Here is a 21,030-nt window from a genome sequence, read left to right on the forward strand (position 1 = left end):
GTCCGCGCGGCGGAGGCGGGGTCTCGGCGAGAGGTCGGGGTCTCGGTCTCGATTTGACCTCAAGTGCGCTTGAGGTTTTACGGTGGAGGGCGTGAGTGGGACAGAGAAGAAGTCGCGATGACGTACGTGATCGCGTTGCCGTGCGTCGACCTCAAGGACAAGGCCTGCATCGACGAATGCCCCGTCGACTGCATCTATGAGGGGGAGCGGTCGCTCTACATCCACCCCGACGAGTGCGTGGATTGCGGAGCGTGCGAGCCGGTGTGCCCCGTCGAGGCGATCTACTATGAGGACGATCTGCCCGACGAGTGGCAGGACTACTACAAGGCCAACGTCGAGTTCTTCGACGAGATCGGCTCGCCCGGCGGCGCCGCCCGCACCGGACTCATCCGTCACGACCACCCGCTCATCGCCGCGCTCCCGCCGCAGGAGGTGCACGAGTGACCCCGCGCATCGCCATCGTCGGCGCGGGCCCCGCGGGCATCTACGCCGCCGACCTGCTCCGGGCGCAGGTGCCGGAGGCGGCCATCGACCTGTACGAGAAGCTCCCCGCACCTTACGGGCTCGTCCGCTACGGCGTCGCCCCCGACCACCCGCGCATCCGCAAGATCATCGACGCGCTGCACGACGTGCTCCTCCAGCCCGGCATCCGGCTGCGCGGCAACGTCGAGGTCGGTGTCGATGTGACGGTCGACGAGCTCCGCCGGGCGTACGACGGCGTCGTCATCGCGACCGGAGCCGACCGCGACGTGGCGTTCGACGTGCCGGGAGCGGAGCTTCCCGGATCGTTCGGCGCCGCGGAGTTCGTGGCCTGGTACGACGCGCACCCCGACGTCGCGCAGGGTTGGGGCCTGGAGGCGGAGTCCGTGGCCGTGATCGGGGCGGGCAACGTCGCCCTCGACGTCACACGCATCCTCGCGAAGCACGCCGCGGCGCTGGAGTCGACCGACACTCCCGACCACATCCTCCACGCGCTCACCGCGAGCCGGGTCCGCGACGTGCACCTGTTCGCCCGTCGTGGCCCCGCCGATGTGCGCTTCTCGGCCCTGGAGCTGCGCGAGCTCGGGGAGCAGCACGACGTGGAGGTGATCGTCGATCCCGTCGACCTCGAGCTCGACGACCATGCCTCGCGCATGCTGGAGCAGTTCTCGCAGCGCCGCATCATCGTGCGCACGCTCACGGACTGGGCGCAGCGTCCGTCCGCCGGGGCCTCCCGGCGCATCCACCTGCACTTCCGGCATCGCCCGGTCCGCGTCGTCGGCACGGACCGCGTGGAGGGCATCGAGTTCGAGCGCACGGCCTCCGATCCGCTCGGCCGCATGGTCGGGACCGGCGAGCTCGTGCGGTACGAGGTCGGCGCCGTCTACCGGGCGATCGGCTACCTCTCCTCGCCCGTGCCCGGCGTGCCGTTCGACGCGGCACGGGGCGTCGTGCCGAACGCGGAGGGGCGGGTGCTCGATGCCGACGGCACGCCCGTGCCGGGCCTCTACGCGACCGGCTGGATCAAGCGCGGGCCGATCGGGCTCATCGGCTCGACCAAGTCCGATGCCGCGCAGACCGTGCAGCATCTCGTGGAGGACCTCGCCGCGACGCCGTCCGCCCGTATCGACCCGCACCCGCCCCTGGATCTCCCCGGCGTGGTGGACTGGGAGGGTTGGTTGCGCATCGACGAGGCAGAGCGCCGCGCCGGAGCCGTCCGCGGCCGGGAGCGCACGAAGCTCGTCGATCGCGCGGCCATGCGCGCCCACGCGACCCCCACCCCCATCCCTCTCGAGGAGAGCACCCGATGACCCCCGACCCGCACACCACCCCGCACCCCGCCGCTCCGGTGCCCACGCCGGTCGGGGAGGGGCTCAAGGCGGCGTTCCGCACCCATCCCGCCGGTGTCGCCATCATCACGGCGCAGGGTCCGGACGGCCCCGTCGGTCTCACGGCGTCGAGCGTGTCGTCGGTCGCCGTCGATCCGGCGGCGATCGTGTTCTCGGTGACCAGGGCGACCGGCAGCGCCGGGGCCATCCTCGGCGCCGAGACCTTCGTCGTGCACCTCATCGACGACGAGCACTCCGCGCTCGCCCAGAGCTTCGCGGTGAGCGGTTCCGAGCGCTTCACGCCCGAGCAGGGCTGGACGACGCTGCCGACCGGCGAGCCGCACCTGGCGGAGGCCCGTGTCGCCCTGCGCTGCCGGGCGATCCAGACCGTGCCCGTCGGCTCGTCGACCGTGGTGATCGCCGAGGTGCTCGAGGTGCTCACCGGCCGCCCCGCCCGCCCGCTCGTCTACATCGACCGCCGCTTCCACGCCCTGTCCCACGACACCGCCCTCTGACCCCGTCACGAAAGGAACCACCATGTCCACTCCGTACACGCTCCCCGAGCTGCCCTACGACTACTCGGCACTGGAGCCGCACATCTCCGGCAAGATCATGGAGCTGCACCACTCCAAGCACCACCAGGCCTACGTGACCGGCGCGAACACGGCGCTGGAGCAGCTCGCGGCGGCCCGCGACAGCGGCGACCTCGGAGCGGTGAACAAGCTCGAGAAGGACCTCGCGTTCAACCTCGGCGGCCACATCAACCACTCCGTGTTCTGGCAGAACCTCTCGCCCGAGGGCGGCGGGGCTCCGGAGGGCGAGCTCTCGGCGGCGCTGGCGGACTCGTTCGGGTCCATCGACGGCTTCCGCGCGCACTTCACCGCGACGGCCCTCGGTGTGCAGGGGTCCGGCTGGGCCGTGCTCGCCTGGGACTCGGTGGGCGCCCGTCCGGTGATCTTCCAGCTCTTCGACCAGCAGGGCAACGCGCCGCTCGGCGTCATCCCGCTGCTGCAGCTCGACGTGTGGGAGCACGCCTACTACCTCGACTACCTCAACGTGCGGGCGGACTACGTCAAGGCGTTCTGGAACCTCGTGAACTGGCCCGACGTGCAGCGCCGCTTCGAGACGGCCCGCGCCGCCACCGCGGGTCTCCTCGTCCCCTGACCCCACCCCACCCCACCCCACCCCACCTTCGTCGACCCGGCCCCTTGCGTGCGCCCCGGCCCCTTGCGATCGTCCGCAACGGGCCGGGGTGGCCGCAAGGGGCCGGGTCGCGTTCAGGCGAGGGTGAGGAAGAGCTTCTCCAGGTCGGGGAGGGGGACGGCGTCGTCCTGCGCGGGGTCTTCCAGGCAGGTCTTCATGGCGGAGGCGATGATCTGGAACCCGGCCTTGTCCAGCGCCGAGGTCACGGCGGCGAGCTGCGTGACGACGGCCCGGCAGTCGCCGCCGCTCTCGACCGCGGCGATCACGGCGCCGAGCTGTCCCTGGGCGCGCTTGAGGCGGTTGGCGATCTTGCGCTGCGTGTCGGTGTCGACGGTGGTCATGGTCACTCCCTGAAGGCCGGCTGTGTGCTCCACTATACCCCCGGGGGTATAGTGGGTGGATACCCACCGGGGTATCGAGTAAGGAGAGAACACATGTGTCGAGCAGTCCGTTGCCGTACCTGCGGGAAGACCACCTGGGCGGGGTGCGGCCAGCACGTCGATGCCGTCCGTCGCACCGTGCCGGCGTCGGACTGGTGCACGGGCCATCCGAAGGACGAGGCCAAGGGCGGTCTCCTGTCCCGGCTGTTCGGGCGATGAGCGCGCCGCTCCGCGTCGTCATCGTCGGCGGTGTCGCCGGCGGCATGTCGGCGGCGACCCGGCTCCGGCGGCTCGATGAGTCCGCGGACATCGTCATCTTCGAGCGCGGGCCCGAGGTCTCCTACGCCAACTGCGGCCTGCCCTACTACGTGGGCGGTGTGATCGAGGGGCGTGACGCCCTCCTGCTGCAGACCCCGGAGTCGCTGCACCGCCGCTTCCGGCTGGACGTCCGCGTCCGTCACGACGTCGTCGGCATCGACACCGTGCGGAAGACGGTCGAGGTCGTCGATCTCGACAGCGGCCGCCGCAGCACCCACCCGTACGACCGCCTCGTGCTCGCCACCGGGGCCCGGCCGCGCGGCGATGAGCCGACCGGTGCCCTCCCGACGCGGAGCCTGCGGACTGTGGCCGATGCCGATGCGATCGACGCCGCCCTCCGCCCCGGACTGCCGGTGGTCGTCGTGGGCGGCGGATACACAGGACTGGAAGCCGTGGAGAACCTCGTCGCCCGAGGTGCCGCGGTGACCCTGGTGCAACGCGGTGCGCAGCTGCTCGCCCCGCTGGATCCGGAGATGGCCGCCCCTCTGGCGGCCGAGGTCCGGCGCCGCGGAGTCGACGTGCGGCTCGGCGTCGAGGTCGTGGCCACGGCCGCGGGTTCCGTGACCCTGAGCGACGGTGCCACCGTCCCCGCGGAGTTCCTCGTCGACGCCTCCGGGGTCGTGCCCGAGGCCGGACTCGCCCGCGCCGCGGGGATCCGTCTCGGCGAGACCGGCGGGATAGCCGTCGACGAGGCCTGCCGCACCAGTGCGCCCGACGTCTTCGCGGTGGGCGACGGGGTCGAGAAGGCCGACCTCATCGGCGGCGGTGCGGCGCTGGTGACCATGGCCGGTCTCGCCAACCGCCACGGCCGCATGGTGGCCGACGTCATCGCGGGGCGGGAGGAGTCGGCGCGCCCCGCCCTCGGCACCGGCATCGTGCAGGTGTTCGGCCTGGCCGCCGCGAAGACCGGGTGGAGCGAGAAGCAGCTCCGTGCCGCGGGTCGCGAGTTCTTCGCCGTCCACGTGCATCCGGCGTCGCACGCCGGCTACTACCCGGGCGCGGAGACCCTGTCGATGAAGCTCCTCGCCGACCCCGCCACCGACCGCATCCTGGGTGCGCAGGTCGTCGGTCGTGACGGCGCGGACAAGCGGATCGACGTCATCGCGACGGCGCTGCAGGCGGGCGTCACCGCTTCCGGGCTTGCGCACCTGGAGCTCGCGTATGCTCCGCAGTTCGGCTCCGCAAAGGATGCCGTGAACATCCTGGGCTATGTGGCCGAGAACACCCGCAGCGGCACCACGCCGACCCTCCAGTGGCATGAGCTCGACGACGCCGTGCACGCGGGAGCCGCCCTCATCGACGTCCGCTCCGCGGCCGAGCATGCGAACGGCGCCATCCCCGGCGCGCGGAACATCCCGCTGGACGAGCTGCGCGACCGCCTCGACGAACTGCCCGAGGGGCCTCTGGTGGTGCACTGTCAGGTCGGCCTGCGCGGGCACATCGCCACCCGACTGCTGCGGCAGCACGGGCGCGCGGTGCGCAATCTCGACGGCGGCTACCGGACCTGGCAGGACGCGACGGCGGGCTGATCGCCGGACGGATCAGACGAGTCGCGCCGTCGTGCCGCGCACGTTGAGCTCGTACGGCAGCGCGGCGGGCGGCCGCACGGCGTCGGGGTCGGTGAGCTTCGCGAGGACCGCATCGGCCGCCCGCTCGCCCTGCCCGAGCGGGAACTGGTCGACCGTGGTGAGGCGGAAGAACTCGCCGAGCTCATGGCCGTCGATGCCCACGATGGACAGGTCGCCCGGCACCGCGAAGCCGAGGTCGCGGGCAGCGAGGAGCGCCCCGATCGCCATCTCGTCCGAGGCGGCGAACACCGCAGTGGGGCGAGGCCCCGGACGCCCGAGGAGCTGCTTCGCGGCGCGGTAGCCGCCCTCGACCGTGAAGTCCGCCGGCTCCAGGAACGCGGGGTTCAGCGGGATCCCGGCCGTGGCCAGCGCTCGTTCGAAGCCCAGCCGGCGGTTCGTGGGGATGTGGAAGTCGAGGTCGAACTCGGGGTTCGCGCCGATGTGGGCGATCTCCGTGTGCCCGAGCCCGAGCAGGTGCTCCGTCGCGAGCTGCGCCACGGCGACGTCGTCGACCGTGAGGGTGTCGAGCTTCGGGTTGGGCCCGCCGATCGCGATCACGGGGAGCCCGAGGTCGAGGAGCTGCTGGGTCTCGTCCTCGTCCAGCTCGATGGACACGGCGATCACGGCGTCCACGCGCTGGCGGCGCAGGAACGTGTCGAAGACGTGGCGGCGCACGTCCTTGTCGGCGGTGATGTTGTAGAGCGTGATGTCGTAGCCGGCCCGCATGAGCGCGGCGGACACCCCCGACAGCACCGTGCTGAAGAACCAGCGGTCGAGGAACGGCACGACGACCCCGATGTTGCGCGTGCGCCCCGACGCCAGGCTCGAGGCGCGGGAGGACACCACGTACCCGAGGGAGGCGGCGGCCGCCTGCACGCGCTCCCGCGCGGACTCGGAGACATGCCCCCGGCCGCTCAGCGCACGGGAGACCGTCGCGGTGGAGACGCCGGCGAGCCGGGCGACCTCGTCGATGCTCGCCATCGTCTGTCCTTCGGATCGGAGACGCCCGTGGCACGCCCCGGGGGAGCGCGCCACGGGCGCAGCGGGTGTCAGGCCTTGGTGTACCAGACGGCGGTGTCGACGGGGATCTCGGGGCCGTCGAACGGCTGGCTGCGGAGCAGGATGACCGCGCCCTCCGGAAGGTCGAGCGGAGCCGCGCCGAGGTTCGCCAGCACGTGCACCTCGCCGCGGCGGAAGGCGACGGCATCGGGACCGGCGTCCTCCCACACCAGCGACCCGGTGCCGAATCCGAACTCGCGACGGCCGGCGAGCAGACGCTTGTACAGGGCGAGGGTCGACGCCGGGTCGACCTCCTCGACATCCCGGGCGTAGGCCGCCCAGTCCGCGGGCTGCGGGAGCCAGGAGAGGCCGGCGTCGTTGAAGCCGAAGGCGGGAGCCTCCGCCTCCCACGGCAGCGGCACGCGGCAGCCGTCGCGGCCGTAGCGCTCGCCGTTCGTGCGGAACCACGTCGGGTCCTGGCGGTATTCGTCCGGGATCTCCATGGCCTCGGGCAGCCCGAGCTCCTCGCCCTGGTACAGGTAGGCCGAGCCCGGGAGCGCGAGCATCAGCGTGGTGGCCGCGCGGGCGCGGGCGAGGCCGATGGCGGTGTCGGGCTTGTCCGGAGTGTTCGGGCCGATGCCCTCGCCCTGCGGGTTGTCGATCGTGAGCGCGAGGCGCGTGGCATGCCGGACGACGTCGTGGTTGGAGAGCACCCAGGTGCTGGGGGCGCCGACCGCGCCGAACGCGTCCAGCGACTCGCGGATCACGTCGCCGAGCGCCTTCGCGTCCCACGCCGTCATCAGGTAGGGGAAGTTGAAGGTCTGATGCATCTCGTCCGGACGCACCCAGAGCGCGGTCTCCTTCAGCGTCGGCATCCAGGCCTCGCCGCACAGGGCGCGGTCGCCGTCGTACTCGGCGAGCACCTTGTGCCAGTCCCGGTAGATCTCGTGCACGCCGTCCTGGCCCCAGTACGGCACGTTCGACTCGCCGCCGCCCATGGAGTCGGCGTCCGTCGGCGGCGTGTAGTCGGGCAGGCCCTCGGTCTTGATCATGCCGTGGGCCACGTCGACCCGGAAGCCGTCGACGCCGCGGTCGAGCCAGAAGCGCAGGATCGAGCGGAACTCCTCCTGCACCTCCTCGTTGTTCCAGTCGAAGTCCGGCTGCGTCGCGTCGAAGATGTGCAGGTACCACTGGCCGGGGGTGCCGTCGGCCTCGGTGACGCGCTGCCACATGCCGCCGCCGAACACCGACTCCCAGTTGTTCGGAGGCAGCTCGCCGTTCTCGCCGCGGCCGTCGCGGAAGATGTAGCGCGCGCGCTCCGGGCTGCCCGGCGCCGCCTTGAGCGCCTCCTGGAACCACGGGTGCTGGTCGGAGGAGTGGTTGGGGACGAGGTCGACGATCACCCGGATGCCGCGGGCGTGCGCGGATTCCAGCATCGCGTCGAAGTCGGCGAGCGTGCCGAACAGCGGGTCGACGTCGCGGTAGTCGGCCACGTCGTAGCCGGCGTCGCGCTGCGGGCTCGTCATGAAGGGGCTGAGCCAGATCGCGTCGACGCCGAGCTCCTGCAGGGCATCGAGGCGGCTCGTGATGCCCGGCAGGTCGCCGATGCCGTCGCCCGACGCGTCCGCGAAGGAGCGGGGGTAGATCTGGTAGATGACGGCGCTGCGCCACCACTCGGAACCGGGGGCTGCGATCTGTTCGAGCTGTGCCATGCGATCAGGCTACTGCAAACGCTTACAGTCCCGCCACCACAGGTATCGAAACGGTTCGGCACCCTCTCTCTCCCCTCCCGCCGACCCACCCCTTTCCGTTCGACCCACCCCCTTGCGGACGGCCGTAAGGGGCCGGGAGGAGCAGAAGGGGGTGGGTCGACGGGGATGAGGGGATGAAGGTCAGGGCGTGGGCATGCCGCCGTTGACGTTCAGGGTCTCGCCGAGCACGTAGCTCGACTCCGGGGAGGCGAGGAAGACGTAGGCGGGAGCGAGCTCGGCTGGCTGACCCATCCGGCCGAGCGGGGTGTCCTGGCCGAACTGGGCGATCTTCTCCTGCGGCTGCCCGTCGCTCGGCTGCAGCGGGGTCCAGATCGGTCCCGGAGCCACGGCGTTCACGCGGATGCCCTTCGGCGCGAGCTGCTGGGCGAGGCCCTTCGTGAACGCGTTGATGGTCGACTTCGTCGAGGCGTAGTCGACGAGGATGTCGGACGGCGAGTAGGCCTGGATCGAGGTCGTGTTGATGATCGTCGAGCCGGCGGGGAGGTGCGGGAGGGCGGCCTTCGTGATCCAGAACATCGCGTACACGTTGGTCTTGAAGGTGTCGTCGAACTGCTCGTCGGTCACATCGGTGAGGGACTCCTGGAACACCTGCTTGCCGCCGTTGTTGACGAGGATGTCGAGTCCGCCGAGCGCCGCGACGGCCTCCGCCACCAGAGTGCGGCAGTACTCCGGGTCGCGCAGGTCGCCGGGGATCGTGGCGACGGTCGCTCCCGCCTCGCGGAGGATGCCGGCGATGCGGCTCGCGTCCTCCTCCTCTTCCGGGAGGTAGGAGATCGCGACGTCGGCGCCCTCGCGAGCGAACGCGATCGCGGTGGCCGCGCCGATGCCCGAGTCGCCGCCGGTGATGAGCGCCTTGCGGCCGGTCAGCCGTCCGGTGCCGCGGTACGACTCCTCGCCGAGGTCGGCCTTCGGGGTGAGGTCGGCGTCGAGACCGGGCTCGCGCATGTGCTGCTTCTGCGGCTGGATGTCGGCGTAGAGCTCGACCGGGTTGGTGAAGGTGTACTGGTCGCGGGACATGGGTGTCCTTTCCGGGAGGTCGGGGACGGGAGGACCATCGTGCGCGCCGCCCTCCGGGTCCGGCAAACGCCTTGCACGCATCCGGTCGCTTTGGTAGACGCGCATGTGGCCGAAAGACACTTCCCCCGGTGCCTCCTGTCATGACAAGGTGGCGAGCATCCCCCCGTGTCGCTCGCGGCATATCCCCCGGGGGTCCTGTCGTCGAGAGGTCGTGATGTCCGCTTCCGCCCGCCGATCCGCGCCCTGGGCGGTCGTCGCCGCACTCGTCGTCGGTGCCGTGCTCGCCGGCGCCGCCCCTGCCGTGTCGGACGCGTTCGGCGCCCGTGCCCAGCCCCCGGCGGATCCGGTGAACGACCCCGCCGCCTCGGTGGCGCTCGCGTACGAGTTCCTCGACTCCCGGGTCGACGAGTTCTGCGACGGTGAGGGCCGCTGCCTGCCGCGCAGCTACCAGGGCGGGTTCTTCACCACGCCGTCGTGGGACTTCACCCCCTCCTTCGTGTACGACGACGCCCTCGTCGTGATCGCCTACACGGCCCGCGGTCTGCCGGACGACCTGCGTCGCGCCCGGTCCGTCGCCGACACCCTCCTCTTCGTGCAGGAGAACGACCCCGTCGGCGACGGCCGCGTCCGCACGTCCTACGAGCCGCACGGCATCCGGCAGGGGCGCATGGAGATCACCGGACCCGGCACGTTCACCGGCAACCAGGCCTGGGTGGGCATGGCGCTCGCCCGCCTCTTCCACGCCACCGGCGAGAAGGCCTACCTCGACGGCGCGGTGCGCATCGCGGAGTGGATCCAGGACAACACCGCCGACATGACGCGGGCGCCGTTCGGCTACACCGGCGGGCAGACCGATGCCGGGGTGCCGCTGGAGTGGAAGTCCACCGAGCACAACAGCGACATCGCCGGCTTCTTCACGCAGCTCGGCCAGCTCACGGGCGACGGGGTGTGGGCGGAGCGGGCGGCGGTGGCGGCCGGATTCGTCGCGGCGATGCAGAGCGCCGACGGGCACGTGGACACCGGGACGCTGCTCGACGGCAGCACGATCAACACCCGTCCCGTCCCGCTCGACGCCCAGACGTGGAGCCTGCTCGGCACCGGGGACGCCCGATACGGCTCGGCCGTCGACTGGACGCTCGCGCACCTCGTGGCCCAGGACGGTCCGTACCGCGGTCCGTCGATCAGCGACGCGGACGTGTCCAAGGTCTGGTTCGAGGGCAGCGGACACCTCGCGCTGGCGCTGCAGGACCGTGCGGCCGCCGGCGACCAGGCTCGTGCGGAGGAGTTGCTGGCCGACATCCGCCTGGTGCAGCGGGACGCACCGAACGGCGACGGCAAGGGGATCGTGGCGACCTCGACCGACGGACTCGACTCCGGCTTCGGCGACCTCTACTACGCGAGCCTGCACACCGGCACGACGGCCTGGTACCTGCTCGCGGCCGTGGGTGACAACCCGTTCCGTCTGCCCTGACCTCGCCTGTCGACCCGGCCTCTTGCGGTCGACCCGGCCCCTTCCGCGCGCCCGCAACGGGGTGGGACGCGCGCAGAGGGGTGGGTCGAGGGAGGCGTCAGGCGGCGACGCGGGCGACGGCGGCGATCGCGCTCGTGAAGAAGTCGAGGCCGTCCACGCCGCTGCGCATCGCGACCGCGGTGTCCGGACCGAAGCCGGGCTCCGTGGCGTGCTCGGGGTGCGGCATGAGCCCCACGACGTTGCCCGCCTCGTTCGTCAGCCCCGCGATGTCGCGCAGCGAGCCGTTCGGGTTCACGCCGGCGTAGCGGAACGCCACGAGACCCTCGCCCTCGACGCGGTCGAGCGTCTGCTCGTCGGCGATGTAGCCGCCGTCCGCGTTCTTCAACGGGATCACGATCTCCTGGCCGGTGCGGAAGGCGTTGGTCCAGGCGGTGTCGGAGTTCTCGACCGTGAGCTTCTGGTCGCGGCGCACGAAGTGCTGGTGGTTGTTGCGGATGAGTCCGCCGGGCAGCAGGTGCGCCTCGACGAGCATCTGGAAGCCGTTGCAGATGCCGAGGACGGGCATGCCCTTCGCGGCGGCGTCCTTGACCTCGCTCATGATGGGCGAGAGGGCGGCGATGGCTCCGGCGCGGAGGTAGTCGCCGTAGCTGAACCCGCCGGGGAGGACGAGGGCGTCGACGCCCTCGAGGTCGTGCGAGCCGTGCCACAGGGCGACCGGCTCGGCTCCGGCGATGCGGACGGCGCGCTGCGCGTCGACGTCGTCCAGCGAGCCGGGGAAGGTGACGACGCCGATGCGGACGGTCACTCCGCCACCTCGACGCCCACGACGTCCTCGATCACGGCGTTCGACAGGACCTCGTCGGCGATGCGGCGGGCCTCGGCGAGGACCTCGTCGGTGACCTCGCCCTCGACGGTGAGCTCGAAGCGCTTGCCGATGCGGACGTCGGTGAAGCCCTCGACGCCCAGGCGGGCGAAGGCGCCGGAGACGGCCTTCCCCTGCGGGTCGAGCAGTTCGGGCTTGGGCATGACGTCGACGACGATGGTGGGCATGACGGCTCCAAGAGTCGCGGGCGGACGGGCGGGTTCAGTCTACCGCTCGTCGATGCTCCGCTGAGACCCCGGGCTCGCGCCCACACCCCGTCCTGCGCGCGCCGCCACGCCGGGGCGTCGGCGGGAACCCGGGGTCTCAGGGTCAGGAGTGGAAGACGGTGTGGAGGTCGCCGATCGCCTCGCGGCCGCCGAGGCCGTCGATCTCGAAGAGCACCGAGATGCCGGCCACGTGGCTGCCGAGACGCTCCACGAGCTGGCGACCGGCGGCCAGGGTTCCTCCGGTGGCGAGCACGTCGTCGATGAGGAGGACGCGGGAGCCCGCGGGCAGGTCGTCGTGCATCTCGATGGTCGCCGTGCCGTACTCGAGGGCGTAGTCGACGGCGGCGGCGGGGCGGGGAAGCTTGCCGGCCTTGCGGATCGGGATCAACCCGACCCCTGCGGCGATGGCGGCGGCCCCGGCGAGGATGAAGCCCCGCGCCTCGATGCCGGCCACAACGTCGAACTGCCCCGCGAAGGGCTCGATGATCGCCTCGGTCGTCACGCGGAGGGCCTCGGCGTCGGCGAGGAGTGGCGTGATGTCGCGGAAGATGATGCCGGGCTCCGGGTAGTCCGGGATGCTGCGGATCAGGGATTCGGCGCGGGTGAGGGCAGGGGAGAGCGTGGCTTCGGGCACCGGACAAGGGTACGCCGGTTGCGCGGGAGGGGCCTGCAGAGACGGCTCTCTTGACATCGTGGGAGCGCTCCCATAGAGTTCACGACAACCTTGTGGGAGCGCTCCCACAGGCCCCCACGCACCACCACCCGCACGACCCACAAAGGAGTGAACCGTGAACTCACGTGCCCGCACCCGGATCCTGGCGACAGCCGCCGTGGCATCCGTCTCCGCTCTCGCCCTGGCCGGCTGCTCCGGCAGCACCGGCGGCGACGGCGACTCCGGCGCCAGCGCCGACGAGAAGGTCACACTGACCGTCACCACCTTCGGCACCTTCGGCTACGACGACCTCTACAAGGAGTACGAGAAGGCGCATCCGAACGTGACGATCGAGGCGACCAACATCGACACCGGCGGCAACGCCCGCACCGACGCCTTCACCAAGATCGCCGCCGGCTCCGGCCTCAGCGACATCGTCGCGATCGAGGAGGGCTGGCTCGGCGCCATCATGGACGTCTCGGACACCTTCGTCGACCTGCGCGACTACGGCATCGAGGATCGCAAGGACGACTGGGTCGACTGGAAGTACGGCCAGGCGACCGACGCCGAGGGCCGCGTCATCGGCTACGGCACCGACATCGGCCCGAGCGGCATCTGCTACAACGGCGCCGCGTTCGAGGCCGCGGGCCTGCCCAGCGACCGCGAGTCCGTCGCCGAGCTGCTCAACGGCGACTGGGAGAACTACTTCCAGGTCGGCGCCGACTACACGGCGAAGACCGGCAAGGCGTGGTATGACCACTCCGGCTTCGTCTGGAACGCCATGGTCAACCAGCTCGACGAGGGCTACTACACCGCCGACGGCGAGCTGAACGTCGAGGGCAACGACGAGCTCCAGGAGCGCTTCGAGCTCCTCGGAGCCGCGACCGAGGGCGGCCAGTCCGCGGCGCAGACCGCATGGGACTGGAACGGCGGCAAGTCGTTCGTCGACGGCACCTTCGCCACCTTCGTCTGCCCGGGCTGGATGCTCGGCGTCGTGCAGGGCCAGGTCGAGGCCGGCGGCGGCGACGCGTCGACGGGCTGGGACTTCGCCGACGTCTTCCCCGGCGGTGCGGCCAACTGGGGCGGCGCCTTCCTCTCCATCCCCGAGTCGTCGGAGCACAAGGAGGCCGCGGCAGAGCTGGCCGACTGGCTGACGCAGCCCGAGCAGCAGGTGAAGCAGTCCGCCGCCGCGGGCAACTTCCCCTCGACCATCAAGGCACAGGAGTCCCTCGCCGAGGAGGCCACGCCCAACGAGTTCTTCAACGACGCGCCGACCGGTGCCATCCTCGCCGAGCGTGCCAAGGGCGTCGTCGCGCAGTTCAAGGGCGCCGATGACTCGGTGATCCAGGAGAACGTGTTCGGCCCGGCGCTGAGCGCGCTCGACCGTGGCGAGACCGACACGCAGGGCGCCTGGGACCAGGCGATCGGCCTCCTGAACGACCTCGTCGGCTGATGATCTCGCTTCGACAGGCTCAGCGACCCAGAGAGTGGGTGGCTGAGCCTGTCGAAGCCCGGCTAAGGACACGCCCATGACCCTCACCGCCCCGCCGGCGGAGCCGCAGGCCGCTGCCCCCGCCGCGACCGACGCGCCGCCGCGACGCTCCTGGCGCACCCGCGTCTCCCGTTTCGACCACCGCGCCTCGCCGTATTTCTACATCTCCCCGTTCTTCCTCCTCTTCGGGCTCATCGGCCTCTTTCCCCTCCTGTACACGGTGTGGGTCGCGCTGCACGAGTGGGATCTGCTGAAGGGCGAGGGGCCGTTCGTCGGCTTCGGCAACTTCGCGGCGATCCTCGGCGACGTCATGTTCTGGAACTCCATCCGGAACACGCTGAGCATCTTCCTGCTCTCCGCCATCCCGCAGCTCGCCGTCGCCCTGGTGATCGCGTACCTGCTGGACCGCGGACTGCGGACGCCGACGTTCTGGCGGATGAGCGTCCTCATCCCGTTCGTGGTCACGCCGGTGGCCGTGGCGATCATCTTCTCCAGCATCTTCAACGAAGCGGACGGACTGGCCAACAACCTCCTCAACCTCGTCGGCATCGCCGATCAGCAGTGGAAGCACGACACGGTCCTGTCGCACATCGCGATCGCCGTCATGGTGAACTTCCGCTGGACCGGCTACAACGCCCTCATCCTCCTTGCCGCGATGCAGGCCGTGCCGCGCGACCTCTACGAATCGGCCGCGCTCGACGGTGCCGGAGCGGTGCGGCGGTTCTTCGCCATCACGATCCCCACCATCCGTCCCACGCTGATCTTCGTCATCATCACGGCGACCATCGGCGGCCTGCAGATCTTCGCCGAACCGCGGCTGTTCGACGTCTCCACCGCGGGCGGCATCGGCGGCAGCGACCGGCAGTTCCAGACCACCGTGCTGTTCCTCTGGGAGCTGGCGTTCTTCCGCCGGAACCTGGGTGAGGCGTCGGCCGTCGCGATCCTGCTCTTCCTGCTCATCGTCGCCATCGGCCTGATCAACTTCCTCCTCTCCCGGCGCATCGCCACGGGAGACGCCCCGAAGACCCGCGCGGCCCGACGCCGCATCCGCCCGACCGGGAAGGAGGAGGCGCGATGACCGCCACCCAGGCCCTCAGCGTGCCGGAGCGCATCCGCCGCCGGCGCGGTGCCGCGAGCGGGAGTGCCGGCCTCGGCAGCCGGCCCGGGTTCCTCACCTACGGACTCCTCGCCGCCTTCATCATCGGCGGCGCCTACCCGCTGTGGTGGTCGTTCGTCGTCGCGAGCGGGACCAACGCGACCCGCGGTGAGACCCTGCCCCTCATCCCCGGCGGCAACTTCCTCGCGAACGCGGCGAAGGTGTTCGACGCGATCCCGTTCTGGCTCGCGCTCGGCAACTCGTTCCTCATCTCGGCGATCATCACGATCTCCGTCGTGACGTTCTCGACCCTCGCCGGCTACGCGTTCGCGAAGCTGCGGTTCCGCGGACGGGACGGCCTCATGGTGTTCGTGATCGCGACCATGGCCATCCCCACGCAGCTCGGCATCATCCCGCTGTTCATGCTGATGCGCGAACTCGGCTGGACCGGCACGATCGGTGCGGTCATCGTGCCGACCCTCGTCACCGCGTTCGGGGTGTTCTTCATGCGGCAGTACCTCGTGGACGTGATCCCGGACGAGCTCATCGAGGCGGCCAGGGTCGACGGCGCGAACCAGTTCCGCACCTTCCTCACCGTCGGAGTGCCCGCGGCGCGGCCGGCCATGGCGATCCTCGGACTGTTCACGTTCATGACCGCCTGGACCGACTACCTCTGGCCCCTGATCGTGCTCTCCCCCCAGAACCCGACGCTGCAGACGGCGCTCAGCCAGCTGCAGTCCGGCTATTACATCGACTACTCGATCGTGCTCACCGGCGCAGTGCTCGCGACCCTTCCGCTCCTCGTGCTCTTCGTGATCGCGGGGCGGCAGCTGGTCAGTGGCATCATGGCGGGCGCGGTGAAAGGATGACCCCTATGACGCGTGCCTTCCCCTCGGATTTCCTCTTCGGCGCGGCGACCGCGGCCTACCAGATCGAGGGCGCCGCCTTTGAGGACGGACGGACGGCGTCGATCTGGGACGCGTTCTGCCGGGTGCCGGGGGCCGTGGTCGGCGGCGACGACGGGGATGTGGCGTGCGACCACTACCACCGGTATCCGCAGGACGTGGCGCTGATGAAGGAGCTCGGACTCCAGACCTACCGCTTCTCCACCTCGTGGTCGCGGGTGCGCCCCGACGGCGGCGCGGTCAACCAGGCCGGGGTCGACTTCTACAGCCGCCTCGTCGACGAGCTCCTCGCGGCCGACATCCTGCCCTGGCTCACGCTGTACCACTGGGACATGCCGCAGGCCCTGCAGGAGGTCGGTGGGTGGACGAACCGTGACACCGTCGACCGCTTCCTGGAGTACGCGGGCACCATGCACGACGCCCTCGGCGACCGCGTGAACGTGTGGACGACGCTCAACGAGCCGTGGTGCTCGTCCTTCCTCTCCTACACCGGTGGCGAGCACGCGCCAGGGCACACGAGCGTCGCCGAGGGGTTGCTGGCCTCACACCACCTGCTGCTCGCGCATGGTGCGACGGTGCGGGAGCTCCGCGGCCGCGACGCCTCCCTCAACCTGGGCATCACGCTGAACCACACGGTGGCCGACCCCGCCGACCCGCAGAGCCCCGCGGATGTCGATGCCGCCCGGCGGCTGGACGGCCAGTTCAACCGGTGGTTCCTCGACCCCATCTACCGCGGCGCCTACCCCGCAGACACCGTGGAGGACATCCGCGCGGTGGACCCCGAGGCCGTGGCGCGGTTCGAGGCGGCGGTGCACGAGGGCGACCTCGACACCATCGCCCAGCGCATCGACACACAGGGCGTGAACTACTACCACGGTGACCTCGTGTCCGGCACGGGTCCCGACGACGCGGCGGTGTCCAGCGGCCCGGAGACGGCGCACGTGACGCGGAGCCCGTATCCCTCGCACGAGGGCATCCATGCGGTCGAGCGCGGACTGCCGCGGACCGCCCAGGGGTGGGAGGTTCAGCCGGAGGGACTCACGCGACTCCTGCAGCGGCTCTGGACCGAGTACGCCGAGCCTGCGGGCGTGGTGCTCTCGGTGACCGAGAACGGCGCGGCCTACGACGACACCGTCGTGGTGGAGGACGGGGAGACCCGGGTGCCCGACGCCGACCGCACCGCGTTCCTGCGCGCGCACCTCGACGCCGTGCTGGACGCCAGGGACAGCGGCGTGGACGTCCGCGGCTACTTCTACTGGTCCCTCTTCGACAACTTCGAGTGGGCCTGGGGGTACGACAAGCGCTTCGGGATCGTCCGCGTGGACTACGACACCCAGGAGCGGACGGTCAAGGACTCCGGCCGCGAGTACGCCCGCATCATCGCCGCCCGGTCCCTCTGACCCGTTCGAATCGCCTGAATGGCTCCATCTGCGGCCGAGATGGGACCAATCAGGCGATTCGAAGCGGGGATTTTCACGGCCTGGCTCCGGGTGGATGAGAATGGGGCGATGGAAGAGAGCATGCGGTGATGTCGCCTCGGGCGACCATCGAGGAGGTCGCGGCCGCCGCCGGCGTGTCCCGGTCGACCGTGTCGCGGGTCGTCAACGGGTCGACAGCGGTCAGCCCGGAAGCGCTCGCCGCCGTGCGCGCCGCGATCGACGAGCTCAATTACGTGCCGAACCGCGCCGCGCGCTCGCTCGCCTCCCGGCAGACGCACGCGATCGCCCTCATCGTCCCCGAGGACACGACGCGCTTCTTCGGCGACCCGTTCTTCGCGGCGATCGTGGCCGGGATCACCGGCGCCCTCCGCAGCTCCGACTACCTGCTGAACCTCCTGATCGCCAGCGACGACCCCGGCGACAAGATGACGAGCTTCGTGCGCAACGGCGGCGTCGACGGCGCGCTGATCGTGTCGCACCACACGAGCGACGCGTTCGTCGATCGAATCGCCGATGCCGTCCCCGTCGTCTACGGCGGCCGTCCGGTGCGCCGGGCCGAGGGCGACTACGTGGTCGACGTCGACAACGTCGCCGGAGCGCGCGCGGCCACGCAGCGCCTCGTCGACATCGGACGCACCCGCATCGCCACGATCACAGGACCCCTCACGATGCCGTCGTCGACCGACCGCGTGCAGGGGTTCCGCGCCGCGCTGACCGCGGCCGGCCTGGCACCCGTCGCCGAGGAGGAAGGCGACTACAGCGAGGCGAGCGGGGCCGACGCCGCCCGCCGCCTGCTCGCGGGAGGGCGGCCCGACGCGATCTTCGTCGCCAGCGACCTCATGGCCCGCGGAGCGCTCACGGCGCTGCGGGGTGCCGGGGTGCGGGTGCCCGAGGACATCGCGCTCGTGGGGTTCGACGACTCGTCGGTGGCTCTCACCACCGATCCGCCCCTGACGACGATGCGCCAGCCGATGTACGCCCAGGGTGAGGCGATGACCCAGGTGCTCCTCTCCCGGCTCGCGGGGGAGGACCCGCCGCGCACCACCATCCTGCCGACGGAGCTCGTCGTCCGCGGATCCGCCTGAGCCGCTCCGACGGCGGGCACGGGTGAGGCCCGATCGCGGACGACCGGGCCTCGGGGGGTGACGCACCTCTGGGACGAGAGCGTCAGTTCCCGTAGAGCGAGACGACGCCGCTGCGGTCGACGCTGGTCATCGACAGATCGGCCGAGCTGCCGTTGCACTGCGGGTAGTGCATGATCGACGACGAGTCGTACGGCGTGAGCGGACGCCAGTTGTTGTCCTCGAAGCAGGTGCCCGCCTCCGGGCGGGTGTGCTCGTGGCGGAAGCCGAGCACGTGGCCGAGCTCATGGCCGAGCACGTTCGTCGGCGTCCACGCTCCGGCGCTCCAGATCGAGTCGTCGATGAGGACGTTCTGCTGCCGGGCCGGCGTGCTGGGGAAGAACGCGCGGGCGATGTACTGCGTCGTGGCCACGGGTTCGACGGAGAAGACGACGGCGTTGTTCCGCGTGGTGCAGTTGGCGTCGGCGCTGCTCACGTAGCGGAAGTCGACCTTCGACGACGCGGACTCCCAGAGTGCCGCCCCACCCTGCATCGCCCGGACGACGTCGGCGTGCCGGCTGCCGAACTTCGTGCTCACGCAGTAGGTGAGATTGGCCACCTGCGAGGCCGACCACTTGTCGTCGATGTTGTTGACCGTGTTCACGATGAGGCCGTCGTTGAGGGTCTCGGGGCCGACCAGCCGGTCGTAGAACGCGCGCAGCTCCTTCTTGTTCGAGATGACCTCATCGCCGTTGACGACGTAGGCGCCGTCGACGTCCCGATAGGTCGATGCCGCGAACTCCTGGTACGAGGGCGCGGAGTCGTCGGGGGACGCGGCCGTGGCGGGGATGACCGCGCTGAGGCTGAGCGCGACCGCCGCGGTGGCGGCGAGCGCGAGTTTTCTGGTGAATCGCATGGAAGATCCTCTTCGATCTGAGCGGTGCCGCGCGCCCGGTGAGCGAGCGGACTCCGGCCGGAACGGTGAGCATCGCTGCCACCGCGGGGCCGAAGCCCGCTCACGCTAACCGCGCAATTTCCACGGGGTCAAGGCGCGACACGGCCCGTCGCCTGCTTTCTGCACTCAGGTCAGGAATCGGCCGAATCCGTCGCCGCCGAAGGTGCCGCCGCGGTTCGGTCGGACGTCGGCACCGGCGGTCGACGGGCGGGCCTGGTCGTCGGTCCCTCGTCGTAGGCCGGAGGTCGAGGATGACCACGGACGCGTCTCCGCCACCCCCTCCATCGGCAGAAGACGCACCCGTGGCCCGCTGCGGCGAACCCCCGCGCCGCGAGTGCTCGCACCCTCCATAGGTTGAACGAGCATTCAGTGATTAATCTATCCCGAGACGGCCCGTGAGGGAATTCCGCCGGACGACCCGGGAGGTGGACACCGCATGGCGCGATCGGATGCGCAGAATCGTCTGGCGCGCGAGCGTGCCAAGGAGACCATTCTCCAGGCGGCGATCGAGGTGTTCAGCGAACGCGGCGTCGCCGGGGCGGGCATCGCCGAGATCACGCGTCGCGCCGGTGTCGCCCAGGGGCTGGTGAACTACCACTTCGGCGGCAAGGATCAGCTCATCGGCGCCGTGATCGACCGGTGGTTCGAGACGGTGCTGGGGTTCGCGCAGGTGCAGGGGACGCCCGACGAGGTGCTCGCCGCGATCATCGACGGGGCGATCGGGGCGACGGCCTTCGCGATGCCGCTGCAGCGGGCGGTGCTCGCCATGCAGCAGCAGCCGCTCACCCATCGGCTGTTCGCGGAATCGGAGCAGCGCTACGCCGACGGTGCGACGGCGGCGGAGGATGCCGTGCGCGCCGTCTTCCGCGCCCGAGGCGCCGAAGACCCGGCCCTGGAGGAGGTCATGCTCCGCAGCACCCTGGAGGGGGTGTTCGTGAAGTACTGCGTCTTCGGCGACACGTATCCGCTCGAGGACGCGCGGCGCTGGCTGCACCGGCGGTACGGCCTGCCGGAGCCGACCGCCGCCCTGCCAGGTGTGCCGACACCGCACGAGGGCGAACCCCGGCCGCGGGCGACGGCGGCGCTGCGGACCGACGCGTCCTGAGCCGCTGCGCTCAGTCGAGCTGCATCCGCGCGAACGCGCCGAGCACGACCCGCTCCGACTGCACGAGGTACCGCTCCAGCTCCGCCGCGCCGGCCTCCGCGCCGCGGGTGAGGAAGGTGTCGAGGACGGCGCGGTTCTTCCGGACGAACGGCTCGTGCAGGGCGCGGGGGTCGTCGATCTTGAGGAACGCGAGCCGCAGCTCCGCCGCGACGTTCCGGTAGGTGCGGGCGAGACGCGGGCTGTCGGCGAGATCGACGAGGGCGACGTGGAACGCCATGTTCGCGCTGCCGACCGCGCGCCACGCGGAGGCGTCGTCTGTCGAGACACCGGCGACGGCGGCCTCGGCCGCGGCGACCGCGTCGGTCATGCGCTGCACGGCCGGGTGCTCGGGCTCGGACTGCCGGAGGGCCGTGCACTCGATGACGCGGCGAGCGCGGTAGATGTCGATGACGTCGGCGATCGAGGGAGAGGCCACCGAGACGCCGCGGTGCGGGATGTGCGCGACGAGCCCCTGTTCCGCGAGCACCCGGAACGCCTCGCGCAGGGTGTTGCGCGACACGTCGAAGCTCTCGGCGAGCGACGACTCCGACAGCCGTGAGCCCGGGGCGACGTCGCCGTCGATGATGCGCTGACGGAGCACGTCGGCGAGCGGGCCCTGCTGGTTCATGCCTTCATCGTAGGGGCGGTCGGTGCGGGAGAT

Annotated in this window: 21 protein-coding genes; 12 read left to right on the forward strand and 9 right to left on the reverse strand. The window is 71.0% G+C overall.

Annotated features, from left to right (window positions below):
• Positions 1 to 117 precede the first annotated feature (117 nt).
• Genes fdxA through WFJ36_RS08395 form a run of 4 tightly spaced genes read left to right on the forward strand, consistent with a single transcriptional unit; the run spans position 118 to position 2,972 of the window.
• Complete coding sequence (fdxA, locus tag WFJ36_RS08380; RefSeq protein WP_025103996.1) at positions 118 to 444, forward strand: ferredoxin; 327 nt, start codon at positions 118 to 120, stop codon at positions 442 to 444.
• Complete coding sequence (locus WFJ36_RS08385; RefSeq protein WP_336643112.1) at positions 441 to 1,790, forward strand: FAD-dependent oxidoreductase; 1,350 nt, start codon at positions 441 to 443, stop codon at positions 1,788 to 1,790. The genes fdxA and WFJ36_RS08385 overlap by 4 nt, the downstream gene beginning before the upstream one ends.
• Positions 1,787 to 2,323 (forward strand): flavin reductase family protein, encoded by a 537-nt coding sequence (locus tag WFJ36_RS08390; protein WP_174521465.1) that lies wholly within the window; start codon positions 1,787 to 1,789, stop codon positions 2,321 to 2,323. The genes WFJ36_RS08385 and WFJ36_RS08390 overlap by 4 nt, the downstream gene beginning before the upstream one ends.
• Before the next feature lie 22 nt (positions 2,324 to 2,345).
• Entirely contained in the window at positions 2,346 to 2,972 is a 627-nt protein-coding gene (locus tag WFJ36_RS08395; protein WP_071327822.1) for a superoxide dismutase, read from the forward strand.
• A 113-nt stretch (positions 2,973 to 3,085) separates the two neighbouring features.
• Here the strand turns inward: WFJ36_RS08395 and WFJ36_RS08400 are convergent, their stop codons facing one another.
• On the reverse strand, positions 3,086 to 3,352 hold the full coding sequence (locus tag WFJ36_RS08400; protein ID WP_025103992.1) for a metal-sensitive transcriptional regulator: 267 nt from the start codon (positions 3,350 to 3,352) through the stop codon (positions 3,086 to 3,088).
• Between the two features lie 254 nt (positions 3,353 to 3,606).
• On the opposite strand from WFJ36_RS08400, the gene WFJ36_RS08405 reads away from it, so the two are divergent.
• The gene (locus WFJ36_RS08405) at positions 3,607 to 5,238 is read left to right on the forward strand and encodes an FAD-dependent oxidoreductase (protein ID WP_336643113.1); all 1,632 of its coding nucleotides are present in this window, start codon (positions 3,607 to 3,609) and stop codon (positions 5,236 to 5,238) included.
• Between the two features lie 12 nt (positions 5,239 to 5,250).
• Here the strand turns inward: WFJ36_RS08405 and WFJ36_RS08410 are convergent, their stop codons facing one another.
• From WFJ36_RS08410 to WFJ36_RS08420, 3 genes are all read right to left on the reverse strand, one after another.
• Positions 5,251 to 6,258, reverse strand: a complete 1,008-nt coding sequence (locus WFJ36_RS08410) for a LacI family DNA-binding transcriptional regulator (RefSeq protein ID WP_292787941.1) — start codon at positions 6,256 to 6,258, stop codon at positions 5,251 to 5,253.
• 68 nt (positions 6,259 to 6,326) lie between these two features.
• Entirely contained in the window at positions 6,327 to 7,988 is a 1,662-nt protein-coding gene (locus WFJ36_RS08415; RefSeq protein WP_071327819.1) for a glycoside hydrolase family 13 protein, read from the reverse strand.
• Between the two features lie 180 nt (positions 7,989 to 8,168).
• Positions 8,169 to 9,065, reverse strand: coding sequence for an SDR family oxidoreductase (locus WFJ36_RS08420; protein WP_060923499.1), 897 nt, complete (start codon positions 9,063 to 9,065; stop codon positions 8,169 to 8,171).
• A gap of 214 nt (positions 9,066 to 9,279) precedes the next feature.
• On the opposite strand from WFJ36_RS08420, the gene WFJ36_RS08425 reads away from it, so the two are divergent.
• On the forward strand, positions 9,280 to 10,536 hold the full coding sequence (locus tag WFJ36_RS08425) for a hypothetical protein (protein WP_071327818.1): 1,257 nt from the start codon (positions 9,280 to 9,282) through the stop codon (positions 10,534 to 10,536).
• 97 nt (positions 10,537 to 10,633) lie between these two features.
• Here WFJ36_RS08425 and purQ read toward each other — a convergent pair whose 3' ends face one another.
• The 3 genes from purQ to WFJ36_RS08440 all read right to left on the reverse strand — a co-directional run bounded on the left by purQ (position 10,634) and on the right by WFJ36_RS08440 (position 12,259).
• Entirely contained in the window at positions 10,634 to 11,341 is a 708-nt protein-coding gene (gene purQ, locus WFJ36_RS08430) for a phosphoribosylformylglycinamidine synthase subunit PurQ (RefSeq protein ID WP_071327817.1), read from the reverse strand.
• Positions 11,338 to 11,586, reverse strand: coding sequence for a phosphoribosylformylglycinamidine synthase subunit PurS (gene purS / locus WFJ36_RS08435; protein ID WP_025103985.1), 249 nt, complete (start codon positions 11,584 to 11,586; stop codon positions 11,338 to 11,340). The genes purQ and purS overlap by 4 nt, the downstream gene beginning before the upstream one ends.
• A 142-nt stretch (positions 11,587 to 11,728) precedes the next feature.
• Positions 11,729 to 12,259 (reverse strand): adenine phosphoribosyltransferase, encoded by a 531-nt coding sequence (locus tag WFJ36_RS08440; protein WP_292787932.1) that lies wholly within the window; start codon positions 12,257 to 12,259, stop codon positions 11,729 to 11,731.
• 154 nt (positions 12,260 to 12,413) lie between these two features.
• Here WFJ36_RS08440 and WFJ36_RS08445 point away from each other — a divergent pair, with 154 nt between their 5' ends.
• The 5 genes from WFJ36_RS08445 to WFJ36_RS08465 all read left to right on the forward strand — a co-directional run bounded on the left by WFJ36_RS08445 (position 12,414) and on the right by WFJ36_RS08465 (position 18,294).
• Positions 12,414 to 13,730 carry an ABC transporter substrate-binding protein gene (locus WFJ36_RS08445; protein WP_060922864.1) on the forward strand — a complete coding sequence of 439 codons (1,317 nt, stop codon included), beginning with the start codon at positions 12,414 to 12,416 and terminating at the stop codon, positions 13,728 to 13,730.
• Between the two features lie 76 nt (positions 13,731 to 13,806).
• A complete protein-coding gene (locus WFJ36_RS08450) occupies positions 13,807 to 14,847 on the forward strand; it encodes a carbohydrate ABC transporter permease (RefSeq protein ID WP_336643114.1) in 1,041 nt (346 codons plus the stop codon).
• Positions 14,844 to 15,734: a carbohydrate ABC transporter permease gene (locus tag WFJ36_RS08455; protein ID WP_071327813.1), complete on the forward strand. Its 891-nt coding sequence runs from the start codon at positions 14,844 to 14,846 to the stop codon at positions 15,732 to 15,734. Before WFJ36_RS08450 ends, WFJ36_RS08455 begins: the two co-directional genes overlap by 4 nt.
• 5 nt (positions 15,735 to 15,739) lie before the next feature.
• Positions 15,740 to 17,170 (forward strand): GH1 family beta-glucosidase, encoded by a 1,431-nt coding sequence (locus WFJ36_RS08460; protein WP_336643115.1) that lies wholly within the window; start codon positions 15,740 to 15,742, stop codon positions 17,168 to 17,170.
• Positions 17,171 to 17,298: 128 nt separating this feature from the next.
• On the forward strand, positions 17,299 to 18,294 hold the full coding sequence (locus WFJ36_RS08465) for a LacI family DNA-binding transcriptional regulator (RefSeq protein WP_071327811.1): 996 nt from the start codon (positions 17,299 to 17,301) through the stop codon (positions 18,292 to 18,294).
• 82 nt (positions 18,295 to 18,376) lie between these two features.
• Here WFJ36_RS08465 and WFJ36_RS08470 read toward each other — a convergent pair whose 3' ends face one another.
• Positions 18,377 to 19,186, reverse strand: a complete 810-nt coding sequence (locus tag WFJ36_RS08470) for a M57 family metalloprotease (protein WP_071327810.1) — start codon at positions 19,184 to 19,186, stop codon at positions 18,377 to 18,379.
• Positions 19,187 to 19,661: 475 nt separating this feature from the next.
• On the opposite strand from WFJ36_RS08470, the gene WFJ36_RS08475 reads away from it, so the two are divergent.
• On the forward strand, positions 19,662 to 20,330 hold the full coding sequence (locus tag WFJ36_RS08475) for a TetR/AcrR family transcriptional regulator (RefSeq protein WP_292787924.1): 669 nt from the start codon (positions 19,662 to 19,664) through the stop codon (positions 20,328 to 20,330).
• Between the two features lie 10 nt (positions 20,331 to 20,340).
• Here WFJ36_RS08475 and WFJ36_RS08480 read toward each other — a convergent pair whose 3' ends face one another.
• A complete protein-coding gene (locus WFJ36_RS08480; RefSeq protein WP_071328070.1) occupies positions 20,341 to 20,997 on the reverse strand; it encodes a GntR family transcriptional regulator in 657 nt (218 codons plus the stop codon).
• Between the last annotated feature and the right edge of the window lie 33 nt (positions 20,998 to 21,030).

Source organism: Microbacterium sp. MMO-113, from assembly GCF_037148555.1.
GTDB lineage: Bacteria > Actinomycetota > Actinomycetes > Actinomycetales > Microbacteriaceae > Microbacterium.